Source organism: Polynucleobacter yangtzensis (assembly GCF_001595965.1).
GTDB classification, from domain to species: domain Bacteria; phylum Pseudomonadota; class Gammaproteobacteria; order Burkholderiales; family Burkholderiaceae; genus Polynucleobacter; species Polynucleobacter yangtzensis.
The window spans coordinates 450,327-465,547 of sequence record NZ_LOJI01000001.1 but is presented as its reverse complement, the minus strand read 5'-3'; the positions used below and the strand labels follow the sequence as shown (position 1 = coordinate 465,547).

Annotated in this window: 14 protein-coding genes; 2 read left to right on the top strand and 12 right to left on the bottom strand. The window is 45.9% G+C overall.

Annotated elements, in window-relative coordinates; all coding sequences use genetic code 11:
• The first annotated feature begins 1 nt into the window (after position 1).
• Positions 2 to 754 (top strand): cell division protein ZapD, encoded by a 753-nt coding sequence (gene zapD / locus JaK3_RS02460; RefSeq protein ID WP_068320328.1) that lies wholly within the window; start codon positions 2 to 4, stop codon positions 752 to 754.
• Here the strand turns inward: zapD and JaK3_RS02455 are convergent.
• The 8 genes from JaK3_RS02455 to secA form a co-directional block, all read right to left on the bottom strand.
• Positions 751 to 1,167: an NUDIX domain-containing protein gene (locus tag JaK3_RS02455; protein ID WP_068320326.1), complete on the bottom strand. Its 417-nt coding sequence runs from the start codon at positions 1,165 to 1,167 to the stop codon at positions 751 to 753. The two genes, zapD and JaK3_RS02455, sit on opposite strands and share 4 nt — an antisense overlap.
• Positions 1,168 to 1,180: 13 nt before the next feature.
• On the bottom strand, positions 1,181 to 2,038 hold the full coding sequence (locus JaK3_RS02450) for an ATP-binding protein (RefSeq protein WP_068320324.1): 858 nt from the start codon (positions 2,036 to 2,038) through the stop codon (positions 1,181 to 1,183).
• A 15-nt stretch (positions 2,039 to 2,053) separates the two neighbouring features.
• Positions 2,054 to 3,289, bottom strand: a complete 1,236-nt coding sequence (argJ, locus tag JaK3_RS02445) for a bifunctional glutamate N-acetyltransferase/amino-acid acetyltransferase ArgJ (protein WP_068320322.1) — start codon at positions 3,287 to 3,289, stop codon at positions 2,054 to 2,056.
• A 352-nt stretch (positions 3,290 to 3,641) separates the two neighbouring features.
• On the bottom strand, positions 3,642 to 3,896 hold the full coding sequence (locus tag JaK3_RS02435) for a MoaD/ThiS family protein (RefSeq protein WP_068320318.1): 255 nt from the start codon (positions 3,894 to 3,896) through the stop codon (positions 3,642 to 3,644).
• Between the two features lie 9 nt (positions 3,897 to 3,905).
• The gene (locus JaK3_RS02430) at positions 3,906 to 5,162 is read right to left on the bottom strand and encodes an NAD(P)/FAD-dependent oxidoreductase (RefSeq protein WP_068320316.1); all 1,257 of its coding nucleotides are present in this window, start codon (positions 5,160 to 5,162) and stop codon (positions 3,906 to 3,908) included.
• Positions 5,163 to 5,172: 10 nt separating this feature from the next.
• Positions 5,173 to 7,020, bottom strand: coding sequence for an aldehyde ferredoxin oxidoreductase family protein (locus JaK3_RS02425; RefSeq protein WP_068320313.1), 1,848 nt, complete (start codon positions 7,018 to 7,020; stop codon positions 5,173 to 5,175).
• 20 nt (positions 7,021 to 7,040) lie between these two features.
• On the bottom strand, positions 7,041 to 7,517 hold the full coding sequence (locus JaK3_RS02420) for a 4Fe-4S dicluster domain-containing protein (protein WP_068320311.1): 477 nt from the start codon (positions 7,515 to 7,517) through the stop codon (positions 7,041 to 7,043).
• A 164-nt stretch (positions 7,518 to 7,681) separates the two neighbouring features.
• Positions 7,682 to 10,447, bottom strand: a complete 2,766-nt coding sequence (secA, locus tag JaK3_RS02415) for a preprotein translocase subunit SecA (RefSeq protein ID WP_068320309.1) — start codon at positions 10,445 to 10,447, stop codon at positions 7,682 to 7,684.
• A 24-nt stretch (positions 10,448 to 10,471) separates the two neighbouring features.
• Between secA and JaK3_RS02410 the strand changes: the two genes are divergently transcribed.
• Positions 10,472 to 10,999, top strand: a complete 528-nt coding sequence (locus JaK3_RS02410) for a hypothetical protein (RefSeq protein ID WP_240480855.1) — start codon at positions 10,472 to 10,474, stop codon at positions 10,997 to 10,999.
• A gap of 23 nt (positions 11,000 to 11,022) precedes the next feature.
• On the opposite strand, the gene lpxC is transcribed toward JaK3_RS02410, so the two are convergent.
• The 4 genes from lpxC to ftsA all read right to left on the bottom strand — a co-directional run bounded on the left by lpxC (position 11,023) and on the right by ftsA (position 15,214).
• Positions 11,023 to 11,937, bottom strand: coding sequence for a UDP-3-O-acyl-N-acetylglucosamine deacetylase (lpxC, locus tag JaK3_RS02405; protein ID WP_068320305.1), 915 nt, complete (start codon positions 11,935 to 11,937; stop codon positions 11,023 to 11,025).
• Positions 11,938 to 11,981: 44 nt separating this feature from the next.
• Positions 11,982 to 12,482: a peroxiredoxin gene (locus JaK3_RS02400; protein ID WP_068320303.1), complete on the bottom strand. Its 501-nt coding sequence runs from the start codon at positions 12,480 to 12,482 to the stop codon at positions 11,982 to 11,984.
• 112 nt (positions 12,483 to 12,594) lie between these two features.
• On the bottom strand, positions 12,595 to 13,935 hold the full coding sequence (ftsZ, locus tag JaK3_RS02395; protein WP_068320301.1) for a cell division protein FtsZ: 1,341 nt from the start codon (positions 13,933 to 13,935) through the stop codon (positions 12,595 to 12,597).
• A 49-nt stretch (positions 13,936 to 13,984) separates the two neighbouring features.
• The gene (ftsA, locus tag JaK3_RS02390; protein WP_068320696.1) at positions 13,985 to 15,214 is read right to left on the bottom strand and encodes a cell division protein FtsA; all 1,230 of its coding nucleotides are present in this window, start codon (positions 15,212 to 15,214) and stop codon (positions 13,985 to 13,987) included.
• Between the last annotated feature and the right edge of the window lie 7 nt (positions 15,215 to 15,221).

Genomic DNA, 15,221 nt, shown 5'->3' with positions numbered 1-15,221 from the left:
TGTGATTGTCTACGAATACCCCTTCAATGAATTAGTTCGAAGCATGCTTCGGCTGGAGTATTTGTTCGCCCGCTTCAATCACTTTATCCGCTCGGATGACCCTGAGTTACACCACAACGCTATTTCTATCTTGTTTGATCTTGGAGATATTGGCGCTCGTGGTGATATCAAGTCATTGCTGCTCAAAGAGTTTGAGCGCCAGAAATATGCGCTCAATGGATTGAAGTCATCACAAAAAGTAGATCAAGAGGCACTCACGCAAACTCTTTCTGAAATTGATGCTGTTGCTGCTAGCATCAATCAATCTGCTGGCAGACCTAACTCCGCTATTACCGAGAGTGAATGGTTAAATGCAATTCGTACCCGCCTAAATATTCCAGGCGGCACAAGTCCAATTGATTTGCCTAGCTATCATGCTTGGAAAAATAGCCCCACCTCCGAGCGCCGAGAATTGCTTGAAAAATATATTAGTCCACTCCTGCCTTGGCAAGAAGCATGTCAATTATTTTTGCGACTGCTTCGTCAGTCGGGCGAAGCTAAGGATGTGGTTGCACATAACGGATCATTTCAACAAGCTCCTTCTGGCAAAGTGTATCAATTAATGCGTATTGCAGTTGAAGATGACACTTTATTTTCTGAGATCAGCGCGAATAAATATTTGCTCTCAGTGCGCTTCTTAAAGTCGGAACGCGATAAAAAAGCACAGCTCGTAAATGCAGATGTGCCATTCAAGCTAACCCTCTGTCAGCTCTAAGATAAAAGGGCTCTAAGCCTTTCTAGCATAGGCCAGGCCGCAGGCAATAAAGGCTCAACACTGGGTTTTTCTGCGGACAATAATTCCCAAGACAAGGATTGATTTTCACAGCCCTTGGGCGTGCCTTTCCAATCACGAATAATGCTGACATGCAGACGAACATAGGCATGTGGGTAGTCATGCTCTAGCACGGTAAGCTCTTCGCTTGATTCAATTTCAATACCAAGCTCTTCCCAAAGTTCACGCTTAAGCGCCTCGAAAACGGACTCTCCTTTTTCGATTTTTCCACCCGGGACTTCCCAATATCCAGCATATGGCTTACCTTCAGGTCGCTGCCCCAAAAGATAGCGGCCCTCAGCATCAAGCAATATACCTGCGGCGACTTCGGTAATTGAACGTTGGGTTTCAATCATGAAAATTATTCATCTAAGCTTTTGAGCCAGCCCAGTGTTTGGCAAATTGCCAAGCAACGCGCCCTGAACGTGATCCACGCTCTAATGCCCATACCAAGGCTTCAGAGCGAGCCGCTTCAATCTCTTTGGAACTCAAACCAAAGTGCTGCAACCAATGAGCCACGATCGCTAAATACTCATCTTGTTTAGGTGGATAGAAAGATAACCAAAGACCAAAGCGCTCAGACAAAGAAATCTTTTCTTCTACGACTTCACCAGGATGAATTTCACCATCATCGTTATGAACATAACTCTCGTTATCTTTCATATATTCCGGCAATAAATGACGGCGGTTAGAGGTGGCATAAATCAAAATATTGTCGACCTGGGCAGAAACAGAGCCATCTAAGGCTGATTTCATGGCCTTGTAGCCAGATTCTCCATCCTCAAAAGAAAGGTCATCGCAAAAAATAATAAAGCGCTCTGGACGCTCTGCTAAGAGCTCAGTAATGTCAGCCAAATCTGCTAAATGCTCTTTTTCAACCTCAACGAGGCGTAAACCCTGGCTAGCAAACTCATGCAAGCTTGCCTTAATGAGAGAAGACTTTCCAGTCCCTCTCGCACCAGTCAACAGAATATTATTGGCCGGCTTCCTCTGAATAAAGTTTTTTGTATTGTCACGAATGGCATCGCGTTGACGGTCAATGTTTTGCAAGTCTTCGAAGGTGATATCAGACACATGCTTTACAGGCTGCAAAAATCCAATGCTACCGAAAATACTGTCGCGACGACGCCATCTAAATGCTGTTGAGGATTTCCACTGTTCTTCAGTTAAAGGCTTAGGTAAAAAAGTATCAAGGTGGTCTAAAAGACGATCTAATTTTTCATTCATATTTCAAGTGGTATTTTATGAGCGGTAGTCTGCATTAATCGATACGTAGTCATGAGATAAATCACATGTCCACATAGTTTGTGTAGCCGTGCCACGACCCAAATCAATCTTCACAGTAATTTCTGGAGCCTGCATTACCCTTTGACCATCCGCCTCTTGATAATCGGGATTACGACCACCATCTTTCGCAACCCAAACATCGCCAAGCCACATTTGCACACGGTTCACATCTAAGTCAGAAATGCCCGCGTAGCCAATCGCAGCAAGGATGCGGCCTAAATTGGGATCGCTTGCAAAGAAAGCCGTTTTGACTAAAGGTGAATGGGCAACTGCTTTAGCAACCAAGCGGCACTCTTCAGGAGTTTTTCCGCCAACCACTTCAATAGTCATGAATTTAGTGGCGCCCTCGCCATCACGCACAATCATTTGCGCCAGTTTGCGAGCTAATGAAATTAATGCATCTTTCAAAATTGCGTAGCTAGGATCATTCGAAGATTGAATCTGAACTGCTGACTGACCAGTAGCAATAATGATGAATGAGTCATTGGTCGATGTATCGCCATCAATCGTGATGGCATTAAAAGAAAGGTCTGCAACTTCACGCGTCAGGTTGCCCAGTAGACCTGGAGCGAATCCTGCATCAGTCGCAATAAATCCAAGCATGGTCGCCATATTGGGATGAATCATTCCCGCACCCTTACAGATGCCTGTAATGGTCACTACGCCAGCAGGCGTCTCCACAGTAACTGATGTGGCCTTAGGTTGGGTATCGGTGGTCATGATAGCTTCAGCCGCATCAAACCAGTTGTCCTCACCCAAATTGGCTACCGCTTTTGGCAAGGCGGTGATAATTTTTTCAATCGGTAGTGGCTCAAGAATGACGCCCGTTGAAAAAGGCAAAATTTGCTCAGGATTAATCTTCAGATCTTTTGCCAAAGCTGCGCAGGTTTCTAAAGCATGCTTCATACCTGACTCACCTGTTCCAGCATTAGCATTGCCAGTATTCACGACTAGAGCCCTGATCTCACCATTACGACCCTCTTGAGCTAAATGCTCACGACAAACTTGCACAGGGGCAGCACAAAAACGATTTAAGGTAAAAACACCTGCTACCTGGGATCCAGGAGCTAAGGTCATCACCAGAAGATCCTTGCGATTTGCCTTCTTAATTCCGGCTTCAGCGATGCCCATCTGGAAACCTTTAACGGGCTTGAGTTCGGCTTTTTGGGGGAGGGGTAAATTAACGGTCATATAAAAACTCAATAAATGGATTTGAAGAGGGTTACAACTAACCCCCACCTCTTCGAGTATAAAGATCAAATCGCTTTAGGACAGCCTCACAATCGCTTTGCGACCAGCTTTCGGAAAATTGGAGCCTCACCTGTAGAACCGGGATTTCTAAAAGTGCAATTTTTCGTACCGGCTGACTAGACCCAAAAATTCGCAATTGGGGTTGAGTAGCCTCTTTCAAGAGCTGACCATCGATAACAAGGCTTGTATTGGTATGGAGCTTGCCCAACGCTTGGGGTAGCCAACGCATCAGGTCTGCACTGGTGCAACCCATATTTCTGTCAAATTGCGGCATTCCGTAAATACGCGGGGATTATCCGCCAGCAACCGGAGGGCAAATGGCTAAGGCATCGTTCGACTTTAGGGCGTATTGATCGCGCTCTTCTGGCTTGATATAAACCCCGTTCACCATCACCAAATGCGCTGATTTGCTTGGAATCTTATACAGACTAATAACGTCACCGATCGTGCTGCCATCAGCTAACTCGATGTCTGCTTCGATGCTATTTTTTTTATTGGAAGGTAGATAGCTTGCCAAGCTGGCAAACAACTTCAAAGTAACTTGCATTCCTGAAGCTTAATTCATCCAGGCAGATTGTGCTTGGCCCGCAGCGAGATAGGCGCTCATTGCTTTAGTAGGATCTGCCATCAATACCTCTTTCCACTCACCCAGCGAGATCTTTCCTTGGATTAAACCTCGAAGTACGCCAATATGCTCAGTACTGCCAACGCAAGTAGCGCCAACTAAAACGTCGCCAAGAAACTCTAAGCGCAAGTATTTATATTGCTGCAAATCAACTAACTCCACATGATCGCCACCTTGGGCGCCCGACCATAAACCAAATGAGGAGGAAATTAATCCCAAGGTATCAAGGACGTTAATTTGCAGCGCACCCAAGCTCTCAACTTCTCCAGCAGTCATAGCAATAGCAGCAATTCTGGCTTGCTCAGCAGCATTAGGCTGAATCGCATTCACGATGCGCTCGCCAGTGGAAAAATCAATACTCTCGGTTAGATCCCCTGCTGCATAAATATCTGGATGAGAGGTTTGCATCTGCTCGTTAACCAAAATTCCCGTTTGAATTTCAAGGCCTGAAGATTTTAGATAGGCAATATTAGGACGTACACCAGTCGCTGAAATTACTAGGTCAACTTCTAGAGTCTTTCCGTTGGACAGCTTTACTGTCAAACCTGAATTGGCCTTTGTAATTGCCTCCACCTTAGTGCTGGTATGAACCTGAACACCCTTATCTTCAACCCATTTTTTAATCATGCCGCCAGCTACAGAGGTCATCATTCTCGGAACCATACGATCACCCATCTCAACAACCGTAAGCTCAACTTTTCTGCTGGCTAACGCCTCAAGAATGATGCACCCGATAAAGCCAGCACCCATTTGCAAAACTCGAGAACCAGGTTTTGCCAAATTTGTGATTGCCCGAGCATCTGCCAATGTCCAGCATGGATGAACGCCGGGTAAATCTATGCCGGGAATCGGAGGCTGCACAGGAATTGAGCCAGTTGCAATCAGCAATTTATCAAACTGCATAGACTGACCACCCTCCAACTCCAATTTCTTTGCTTTTATATCTACCGCGATCACTTTTCCGTGAACCTGCTCAATTCTCAGTTTTTGATAATGATCAGAATCCTTGCGTAAATAAGTCCCCGACTCATTAATGTTGCCCATGAGTAAATAAGGAATAGCCATTCGGGAATAAGGTGGCGAATCCTCAGACCCGATCATCACAATCTGATCATGTGGGGCGCGCTTACGAATGATTTCCGCCGCAATGACGCCGGCCGGGCCATTGCCCAGGATGACATGCTTCATATATAAAAACTCAAAGGCCTAGGCGTTTCAAAGTTTCAGCGCTTGGACGCCCTTCAGCATCCCAACCGCGAACTTGGTAGTACTCAGGAAGCATCTTATCCAGGCCGCTAACCACACCCTTACCCGGTCCTGTTTTAGCAGCCTCCTCCATCAAACGTTTAGGCAACTTATCGTCCTTATTCGTAAAGCCGGCACGATTATTAAAGTCACGCTCCATATTCCAAATACGCTCGCCAATAGTCGTTAAATTTTCTACTGTAAATTCATCGCCACAGGCTGCCTGCAATTGCGGGGCCACATCAGCCAGGGTCCATGCGAAGCTGGTGAAAATACAAATTCCAGCAGAATCAAACGCAGCGGTAGCATCCTGAAATGCCTTAACTAACTCTGGCTTACCTTGAGTTTCACTAGGCTCTGTCTTAACTGGAATCCCCAGGACTTCAGAAGCAATGGTGTAACCACGAAGGTGACACGCACCACGGTTTGAAGTGGCATAAGCCAAACCAATACCCTGAATCACGCGACCATCGTAAGCCGGGAACTCTTGACCCTTCACGCTCATAGAGAGATCTGGGTATCCATATTTTTTAGTTAAACGAGCGGATCCAAGGCCAATCTCTTTCCCAAAACCAGTACCTTCAGTGGTAATTTCTGCCAAATAACAAAGCGCTTTAGCTGACCCAAATGGAGCCTCAATGCCAATTTGCTCTTTGGTTAAAACACCCATCTCATATAACTCCATCACAGCACCAATGGTGGCGCCAAATGAAATCGGGTCTAAGCCCTGCTCATTACAAAGCTGATTAGCGTATTGCAATGCCTCAAGATCATTTACGCCATTCGCTGCGCCTAGCGCCCAAGCAGCTTCATATTCAAGACCACCAGAAGCATGCATATGCTGTGGCTTATTTTCGATAGAGAAATGAGTATCATCAATTTTTGAGATGCGTCCACAAGCAATCGTACAAGCAAAACAAGCTTGATTGGTTACTAAATGCGCTTTGCCATCACTCTCACGAGGTGCTGCCATCGCTTCAGCAGAAATATCTTTTGCACCCTCAAACTGAACATCTTGATGATTGCGAGTAGGCAGTGCGCCTACCTCATTAATCACGTTCATCAATACTTGTGTGCCGTAAGTAGGAAGACCTTGACCAGTAACAGCATGACCAGCTAACACAGCCTTACCTGCTGCAACTGCATCCATAAATGCCTTTGGATTCTTCAGATTTCCAACTCCCTTGGTGCCACGAACTGCAATAGCTTTTAAGTTCTTGCTACCCATTACAGCGCCAACACCCGAACGTCCAGCCGCGCGATGCAAGTCATTCACAATGGCCGCATACAACACTTGATTTTCACCAGCGCGCCCAATACAAGAAACCCGAATTTGCGGATCTTGATGTTTTGTTTTGATGGCCGGCTCTGTTTCCCAAACTGATCTACCCCATAGATCTGAAGCATCCAGCAATTCAGCCTTATCGTTTTCTATATAAAGGTATACCGGCTTAGGAGACTTGCCTTCAAAAATCACCATATCCCAGCCAGCCATCTTCAACTCTGCACCCCAATAACCACCAGAGTTAGAGCATGCGATAGCCCCAGTTAATGGGCCCTTGGTTACAACTGTGTAACGACCACCAGTAGATGCCGTAGTTCCAGTTAAAGGGCCAGTGGACCAAATAATTTTATTTTCTGCAGAAAGGGGATCTACTTTTGGATCAACCTCTTCAATAAAATACTTAGACGCTAAACCACGTGAACCCAAATACGCTTTGGCCCACTCCATATTCAAAGGTTCAGATTGGCAAGTGCCCTTGCTTAAATTAACGCGCAGTAGTTTTCCAGCCCATGACATGATTTTTTTCCTATACTTTTTTAGTTAGCGCTATCTTGGTTGCCAAGCTTGTCAGCCCACTCACGCATTCTGTCCAGACCAGTCCAATCTGCATCTACGTAGGTAATCGCTTGTGTTGGACATGCCGTAGCGCAAGCAGGATCGCCTCCACATAAATCACACTTTTGCACCTTACCAGTCTCTTGAACATAGTTGATGGTTCCAAAAGGACAGGAAATAGTGCAGACCTTGCATCCAACACAGGTATCTTCTGAAACCACCTTGGCGCCAGTAACCAAATCTACTCGAATCGCATCTACAGGGCATGCTTGGAGACACCAGGCTTCATCACATTGAGTACAGGTATAAGGAACCTTCTTGCCCGTTTTATGAAATTCAAAAACCTTGATTCGGGATTTAGAGGTGTTGAAAACTCCATAGTTTTCATAACTACAGGCCATCTCACATTGAAGACACCCAGTACATTTGTCTGCATTAATAAGCAGGGACTTTTGCATGTCGATTCCTTTTTGCAATAAATGCAATTTTTTGCATATTAGAGCGAATAATCATCGAAATTTGTGGTGCTAGATAGCTAGGGAAAGCCCTGAAGGATTGCAGAGATATAGGAAAAAGAAAGGGGGCTTAGCCCCCTTTTGATTAATACTTAGCTTAATTGAATTTAAGCTAATGCACCGCAGCAATTTTTATACTTCTTACCGCTACCGCATGGACAAGGATCATTACGCCCCACCTTTGGTCCAGTGCGAAGAGGTGCCGGCTGAATATCCACTGCAGCACCACCATCACCGGTTGATCCTGCAACTTCTTTTTCCGGATCAGCGTGCTGATATTGAACTTCGGAAAGCTTAGCCAAATCATCATTCATCGATTCAGAGGCTTGATCTAACTCGCTTGCGCTACGAATCTGAACTGTCATGATACTTTTAACAACATCATTCTTAATGACGTTAAGCAACTCGCCATATAACTCGAAAGCTTCGCGACGATATTCTTGCTTAGGATCTTTTTGGGCATAGCCACGCAAATGAATGCCTTGGCGCAAATGGTCTAAAGCAGCCAAGTGCTCACGCCAATGACTATCTAGGCTATACAACAGAACCGAACGTTCAAAACTAGCAAAAGATTCTCGACCGGAGAGATCTACTTTTGCATCGTAAGCTTCTTTAGCAGCCTGCAATACACGCTCAACAATTTCAGAATCATCTACGCTATCGGCCGCTTCAACCCAACCCTTCAGGTCAACTGTAAGGCCCCACTCGCTAGCAAGCACATTCTCTAGCCCAGTGAGATCCCACTGCTCTTCCATAGACTCCAGCGGTACATAAACTGAACAAACTGAACGCAATACATCTTCACGTAAATTGGCAATTAAGTCGCCAATATCGCTACTTTCAAGCACTTCGTTTCTGAGGCGATATGTTTCTTTACGTTGATCATTAGCAACGTTGTCATATTCGAGCAACTGTTTACGAATATCAAAGTTACGGCCTTCAACTTTGCGCTGCGCAGACTCAATAGAACGAGTCACCATGCCAGCTTCAATCGGCTCGCCGTCTGGCATCTTCAATCGATCCATCACAGCGCGTAAACGATCGCCTGCAAAGATACGAAGCAGCGCATCATCTAATGAAAGATAGAAACGGGAGGAGCCTGGATCGCCCTGACGGCCTGAGCGCCCTCTCAACTGGTTATCAATACGACGGCTCTCATGACGCTCGGTACCGATGATGTGCAATCCACCTGACGCAAGGACTGCATCATGAATACTTTGCCACTCATCTTGCAATTGCTTAATTTTGGATGCTTTTTCAGCATCGGAAAGAGAACTATCGGCCTCAATCAAAGAAGATTGCTTGCCAACGTTGCCGCCCAACACAATGTCGGTACCACGACCAGCCATATTAGTAGCGATCGTGATCATTTTTGGACGCCCTGCTTGAGCAATAATTTCTGCTTCGCGAGCATGCTGCTTTGCGTTCAATACTTGGTGCGGCAATTTACGTTGATCTAGCAGTTGTGCGATCAACTCAGAGTTCTCAATTGAGGTTGTGCCAACTAGTACTGGCTGACCACGCTCATAACAATCTTGAATATCTTTAATGACCGCATCATAGCGCTCACGAGAAGACTTATAGATTTGGTCTTGCTTATCTTTTCTTTGGCTAATCCGGTTTGGAGGAATCACAACTGTTTCTAAGTTGTAAATTTCCTTAAATTCGTAAGCCTCTGTATCAGCAGTACCGGTCATACCAGCTAACTTGCCGTACATGCGGAAATAGTTTTGGAAAGTGATCGTAGCTAAAGTTTGATTCTCATTTTGAATCTGTACGCCTTCTTTAGCTTCCACGGCTTGATGTAAACCATCAGACCAACGACGTCCCTGCATCAAACGACCAGTGAATTCATCAACAATGATTACTTCGCCATTTTGAACAACATAATGTTGATCACGGTGATACAAAGAATGCGCACGCAGAGCTGCGTACACGTGGTGCATCAAAGTAATATTTTGTGGCGCATAAAGGGAATCGCCATCATTGAGCGCGCCCAACTGAACCAATACTTGCTCAGCTTTATCGTGCCCTTGCTCTGTCAAATAAACCTGCTGGGACTTCTCATCCACCCAGTAATCGCCTGGCTTTTCAACGCCAGTACCATCGGCCTTCTCTTCGCCAATTTGACGCTCTAAGTGAGATGGCAGAGCATTAATCTTGATATAAAGATCGGTATGATCTTCCGCCTGACCGGAGATGATTAACGGTGTGCGTGCCTCATCAATCAGAATGGAGTCAACTTCGTCAACGATTGCATAAGCTAAACCACGCTGTACACGCTGACCCAAGTCCTGAACCATGTTGTCGCGTAGGTAATCAAAACCAAATTCGTTATTTGTACCGTAGGTAATATCTGCGGCATAAGCTTCTTGCTTAGTTGTGTGATCCATCTGGGATAAATTCACACCCACCTTCATGCCCAAGAAGTTGTATAGCTTGGCCATCCATTCGGCATCACGCTGCGCCAAATAATCATTGACTGTTACAACGTGCACACCTTTACCAGTCAGTGCATTCAAATAGACTGGCAGAGTAGCAGTTAAGGTTTTTCCTTCACCAGTACCCATCTCAGCAATCTTGCCTTGATGCAAGGCTAAACCACCTAAAATCTGGGCATCGAAGTGACGCATCTTCATGACGCGGGCACTAGCCTCACGAACAACAGCAAATGCTTCTGCGGCAATGTCATCCAATGACTCACCAGAAGCTAAGCGAGACTTGAATTCAGCAGTTTTTGCGGCAAGTGCAGCATCATCCAAAGATTGCAGGCTCGCTTCAAAAGCGCCGACCTTGGCAACGACTTTGCGATACTGTTTTAAGAGGCGGTCGTTACGACTGCCGACCAGGGTTTTAAGAAGACCGATTACCATGGGATATTGAAGAAAATTAAGTCCTTGAGTTTATCACCCGCAACCCCATTTTTTATGAACTTCACCCCTAAATCATCCCGCAAGCACACAGCCCATGACTGGATGGATTACCTACGAGAATCCGATGGGCTTGGGGGGATTTTGGCTAGAACAGAGGATCTGGCAAAACTGAAGGGGCGGATCCACTCAGCACTTACTACCCTGGATTTAGGTCACCTCAGCTCAAAAATTGAAGCTGGATGGCGCTCTGGCTCGAAAGATGAGCTCTTTTTACTGGTGAGCAGCGCCAGCATTGCTAGTCGCTTACAGCAAATTTTACCCAGCCTAATCAAAGAGTTAGCTAATTCTGGCTTAGTATGTAGTGCAATAATGATTCGGGTTAAACCAGCCCCGCCAGCCTGGGAGGTAAAAGCCAGACCAGCCGAACGGGAAAAGCCAAAAGGCTTAAATGAAGCAGCTAAAAAGTCTTGGGAGTCTCTTTTGGAGAAATTAGGGCCAGAATCAGGCCTGCGCTCCTCTATCGAGAAACTACTCAAAAACAAGCCGAAATAAGCTAAAAAGCGGTTTTGAGCTTCTTAGAAAAAGAGGGGCTGACTTTCTTGGGAATAGGCTTCAGGAGCCTTATTTTCAGCAAAGGAGCTAATTTCGTAAGAACTTGGATCTTCCAAAAGCTTACGCAAAAGTGCGTTATTGAGGGCGTGTCCTGACTTTTCAGCAACATAAGCGCCCACAATTGGGTGCCCAATGAGGTAGAGATCGCCAATCGCATCTAAGATTTTATGACGCACAAACTCATCTTCGTAACGAAGTTCTTCGTTATTCAAAATACGGTGCTCATCCAAAACAATCGCGTTGTCTAAACTACCGCCACGCGCTAAACCCATTTCACGCAATGATTCCACTTCGTGAGCAAAACCAAAAGTACGTGCACGACCAATTTCACTGCGATAAGCGTGTTCTGCAAAATCCACTACAAAACGTTGTCCAGTTTTATCTACGGCTGGATGTTTAAAGTCAATCGTAAAGTCCAACTTAAATCCAAAGAATGGCTCTAATCGCGCAAGCTTGTCGCCTTCACGAACCTCAACTGGTTTTTTAATCACGACAAATTGACGTGGAGCCTCTTGCTCGGCAATACCCGCTGATTCAATTAAAAACAAAAATGAAGCAGCACTGCCATCCATGATGGGGACTTCTTCACCATCAAGTTCAATTAATAAATTATCCAAACCTAGCCCGGCACAAGCAGATAGCAAATGCTCTACAGTTGAAACGCGTACGCCATCTTTCTGAATGACAGAAGCTAGTCTTGTATCGCAAACAGCCAAGGCAGTTGCGGGAACAACTGACTGCTCAGGCGTATCCACCCTAACAAACTGAACCCCTGAATTCACTGGCGCAGGCTTGATAGAAATCGTCACCTTGCGGCCAGAGTGCAAGCCAATCCCCACGGTTTTTACCGGAGTGGCGATAGTGCGTTGCTTCATCATATGTGGGTATCTAAATTCAGGGGATTTTCGTTAGTAAATTCTAATTACAGCTTTTTCAAAATAGAAGCTGCGTCGCTTACTTCAAACTTGCCAGGCGCTTCACGATCAAGTGACTTCACAACACCATCTTCAATAATCATGGCATAACGATCAGAGCGCACACCAAATCCACGAGCAGTTAAATCTAATTCCAAACCAAGTTTTTTGGTGAACTCAGCACTGCCGTCACCTAACATACGAATTTTTTTGCCAACCTTTTGATCACGCCCCCATGCACCCATTACGAATGGATCATTTACAGAAACGCACCAAATCTCATCAACACCTTTCGCTTTGATCGCATCAAAGTGCTCAACATATCCGGGCACATGCTTAGCAGAACAAGTTGGCGTAAAAGCGCCTGGCAATGCGAAGAGTACGATCTTTTTACCAGCTGCTAATTTCTCAACTTCAAATGCATTGGGCCCTAAGGAGCAGCCTTCAGTCTCTTCATTCATAAATTCATAAAGAGTAGCGTTTGGTAATTTTTGTCCCACAGCAATCATGACATCTCCAATAAATAATTGTTAGTAAGTATGCCAACGCAAGCGCGGGATTCGTCGTCCGGAGGGGCGCCGCGCTGGCATTTTGCAATTACCTATTGTATTAAGCAGTCAATTAATCTGCTTGCTTACGCAAAAAGGCTGGGATTTCATAGTAATCAGCCCCTTTGTCCAACATGGATTTAGCCTGTGGAGAACTATCTGCACCTAATGTAGGCGCAGGAGTCGCTTCACGAGAGCTACGAAAAACGCGTGGTAAGTCATATTGGCTGTATTCAACCCCAGTGCTTGCTGGCTGAGCTGCCATCGCTGGAGCACTACCAACACCAGTCATTGCCAAACCTGCGCTAGTTCCCAAAGCAGAATCCATGCTTACTTTGCTCATTGCAGCAGATGGGCTTGCAGGGGCAAAACTATTGAGATCAGCCATTGTTGGCATTGCATCGTGAGTACCAGTAGCTTGTCTCCAAACTACTTCAGGCTGATTATTTTTACGAGCTTGAGGATTATTCAAACCAGTAGCAACTACAGTCACACGTAAGGCATCGCCTAGGCTCTCGTCATATACAGTACCAAAGATCACTGTTGCGTCATCTGCAGCGTAGCCACGAATCGCAGCCATTACTTCACGAGTCTCAGACAACTTCAATGAACGGCTAGCAGTAATGTTGACCAATACACCGCGTGCGCCTGAAAGATCAACACCCTCTAACAATGGTGATGCCACCGCAGCTTCAGCAGCCAAGCGTGCACGATCCATACCAGAAACAGTTGCTGTTCCCATCATGGCTTTGCCTTGCTCGCCCATGACTGTCTTAACGTCTTCAAAGTCAACGTTAATCAAACCTTGAACATTAATGATCTCGGCAATGCCTGAAACCGCGTTATGCAATACGTCATCTGCACAAGCAAATGCCTTGTCGAACTCAGCATCTTCACCCATTACTTCAAAGAGTTTTTCATTGAGTACAACAATAAGTGAATCTACATATGACTCAAGTTCTGCAGCACCGTTCTCAGCAACCTTCAAACGCTTCACACCCTCGAAATCAAATGGCTTACTAATCACGCCAACAGTGAGGATGCCCATTTCTTTTGCTACTTGAGCAACGATTGGGGCCGCACCAGTTCCAGTACCGCCACCCATACCAGCAGTGATGAACACCATATGTGCGCCTTGCAAGGTATCAGCAATGCGGGCACGCGCTTCTTCAGCAGATGCAGCACCGATTTCTGGTTTAGCCCCTGCACCCAATCCGCTAGAGCCCAGTTGCAAATTCACAGATGCCTCAGAACGCTGTAAAGCGCCAGCATCGGTGTTCATGCAAATGAACTCTACGCCGTTAACACCACGACGGATCATGTGCTGGACAGCATTGCCACCAGCGCCACCGACTCCAACCACTTTAATAATGGTCTTGCCAGCTGTTTCTTGATCTAACATTTCAAATTCCATATACCCTCCTAGGTAAAAAACGTACTACATTGACGACGACGAAAAAAACTTAAAAATTTCCTGTGAACCATTCCTTCATGCGCGAGATAACTCCTTGCAACGCGCCTGATTGAGAAACACGACGGCCGCGCAATAACTGCGCTTGACCTTCCATCAGCAAACCAATGCTGGTGGCATATCTGGGACTACGCAAAACTTCATGTAAATGGCCGCGGTACTCAGGCGTACCGATTCGGGCTGGCCTTAAAAAGACCTGTTCAGCCAACTCAACCATGCCAGGCATGAGCGCAGTGCCACCTGTTAAAACAATTCCTGAAGAAACCATGTCTTCATAACCGGAGTCGCGAACTACACCTCGCACGAGCGTAAATAACTCTTCCACACGTGGCTCAATCACTGCCGCCAATGCTTGCTTAGACATCGGACGTGGCTCACGATCGCCCACACCAGGAACATCAATCATCGCAGTAGGATCTGCCATGTCTTGACGAGCAATGCCATGTGCAATCTTCAAATCTTCCGCATCAATTGTTGGTGTACGCAAAGCCATCGCAATGTCATTGGTAATTTGATCGCCCGCAATTGGAATTACTGCGGTATGACGAATAGAACCTTGGCAGTAAATTGCAATATCAGTAGTTCCGCCACCGATATCCACCAGCACTACACCCAACTCTTTTTCATCCTCAGTGAGTACTGCCAAACTTGAGGCCAAAGGTTGCAAAATTAAATCATTTACCTCAAGACCACAGCGACGCACGCACTTCACAATGTTTTGTGCTGCACTTACAGCGCCAGTAACAATGTGCACCTTCACCTCTAAGCGAAGACCGCTCATGCCAATCGGCTCGCGCACATCTTCCTGTCCATCAATAATGAATTCCTGAACAAGGATGTGCAAAATCTGCTGATCAGTTGGAATGTTGATAGCCTTGGCAGTCTCGAGCACGCGCTCCACATCGCCAGCGCCAACTTCTTTGTCGCGTATTGCCACCATGCCGCTCGAGTTAAAACTCACAATATGGTTACCAGCAATGCCCGTAAATACCTGGACGATCTGACGATCCGCCATCACCTCGGCTTCTTCAAGCGCCTTTTGAATCGATTGAACTGTCGCCTCAATATTGACTACAACGCCCTTCTTCAAGCCCTTAGATGCGGTTTGGCCAACGCCAACTACATTGAATTGACCATCAGGAGCTAATTCAGCAACCAAGGCAACAACCTTGGATGTACCAATATCTAACCCAACCAACACATCACGATTGTCTTTACTCATTGCCATT

Bases quoted from the DNA above. Each gene is read 5' to 3' on its own strand.
- JaK3_RS02455 (WP_068320326.1), bottom strand. From the start codon at position 1,167: ATGATTGAAACCCAACGTTCAATTACCGAAGTCGCCGCAGGTATATTG.
- JaK3_RS02450 (WP_068320324.1), bottom strand. From the start codon at position 2,038: ATGAATGAAAAATTAGATCGTCTTTTAGACCACCTTGATACTTTTTTA.
- argJ (WP_068320322.1), bottom strand. From the start codon at position 3,289: ATGACCGTTAATTTACCCCTCCCCCAAAAAGCCGAACTCAAGCCCGTT.
- JaK3_RS02435 (WP_068320318.1), bottom strand. From the start codon at position 3,896: ATGCAAGTTACTTTGAAGTTGTTTGCCAGCTTGGCAAGCTATCTACCT.
- JaK3_RS02430 (WP_068320316.1), bottom strand. From the start codon at position 5,162: ATGAAGCATGTCATCCTGGGCAATGGCCCGGCCGGCGTCATTGCGGCG.
- JaK3_RS02425 (WP_068320313.1), bottom strand. From the start codon at position 7,020: ATGTCATGGGCTGGAAAACTACTGCGCGTTAATTTAAGCAAGGGCACT.
- JaK3_RS02420 (WP_068320311.1), bottom strand. From the start codon at position 7,517: ATGCAAAAGTCCCTGCTTATTAATGCAGACAAATGTACTGGGTGTCTT.
- secA (WP_068320309.1), bottom strand. From the start codon at position 10,447: ATGGTAATCGGTCTTCTTAAAACCCTGGTCGGCAGTCGTAACGACCGC.
- lpxC (WP_068320305.1), bottom strand. From the start codon at position 11,937: ATGATGAAGCAACGCACTATCGCCACTCCGGTAAAAACCGTGGGGATT.
- JaK3_RS02400 (WP_068320303.1), bottom strand. From the start codon at position 12,482: ATGATTGCTGTGGGACAAAAATTACCAAACGCTACTCTTTATGAATTT.
- ftsZ (WP_068320301.1), bottom strand. From the start codon at position 13,935: ATGGAATTTGAAATGTTAGATCAAGAAACAGCTGGCAAGACCATTATT.
- ftsA (WP_068320696.1), bottom strand. From the start codon at position 15,214: ATGAGTAAAGACAATCGTGATGTGTTGGTTGGGTTAGATATTGGTACA.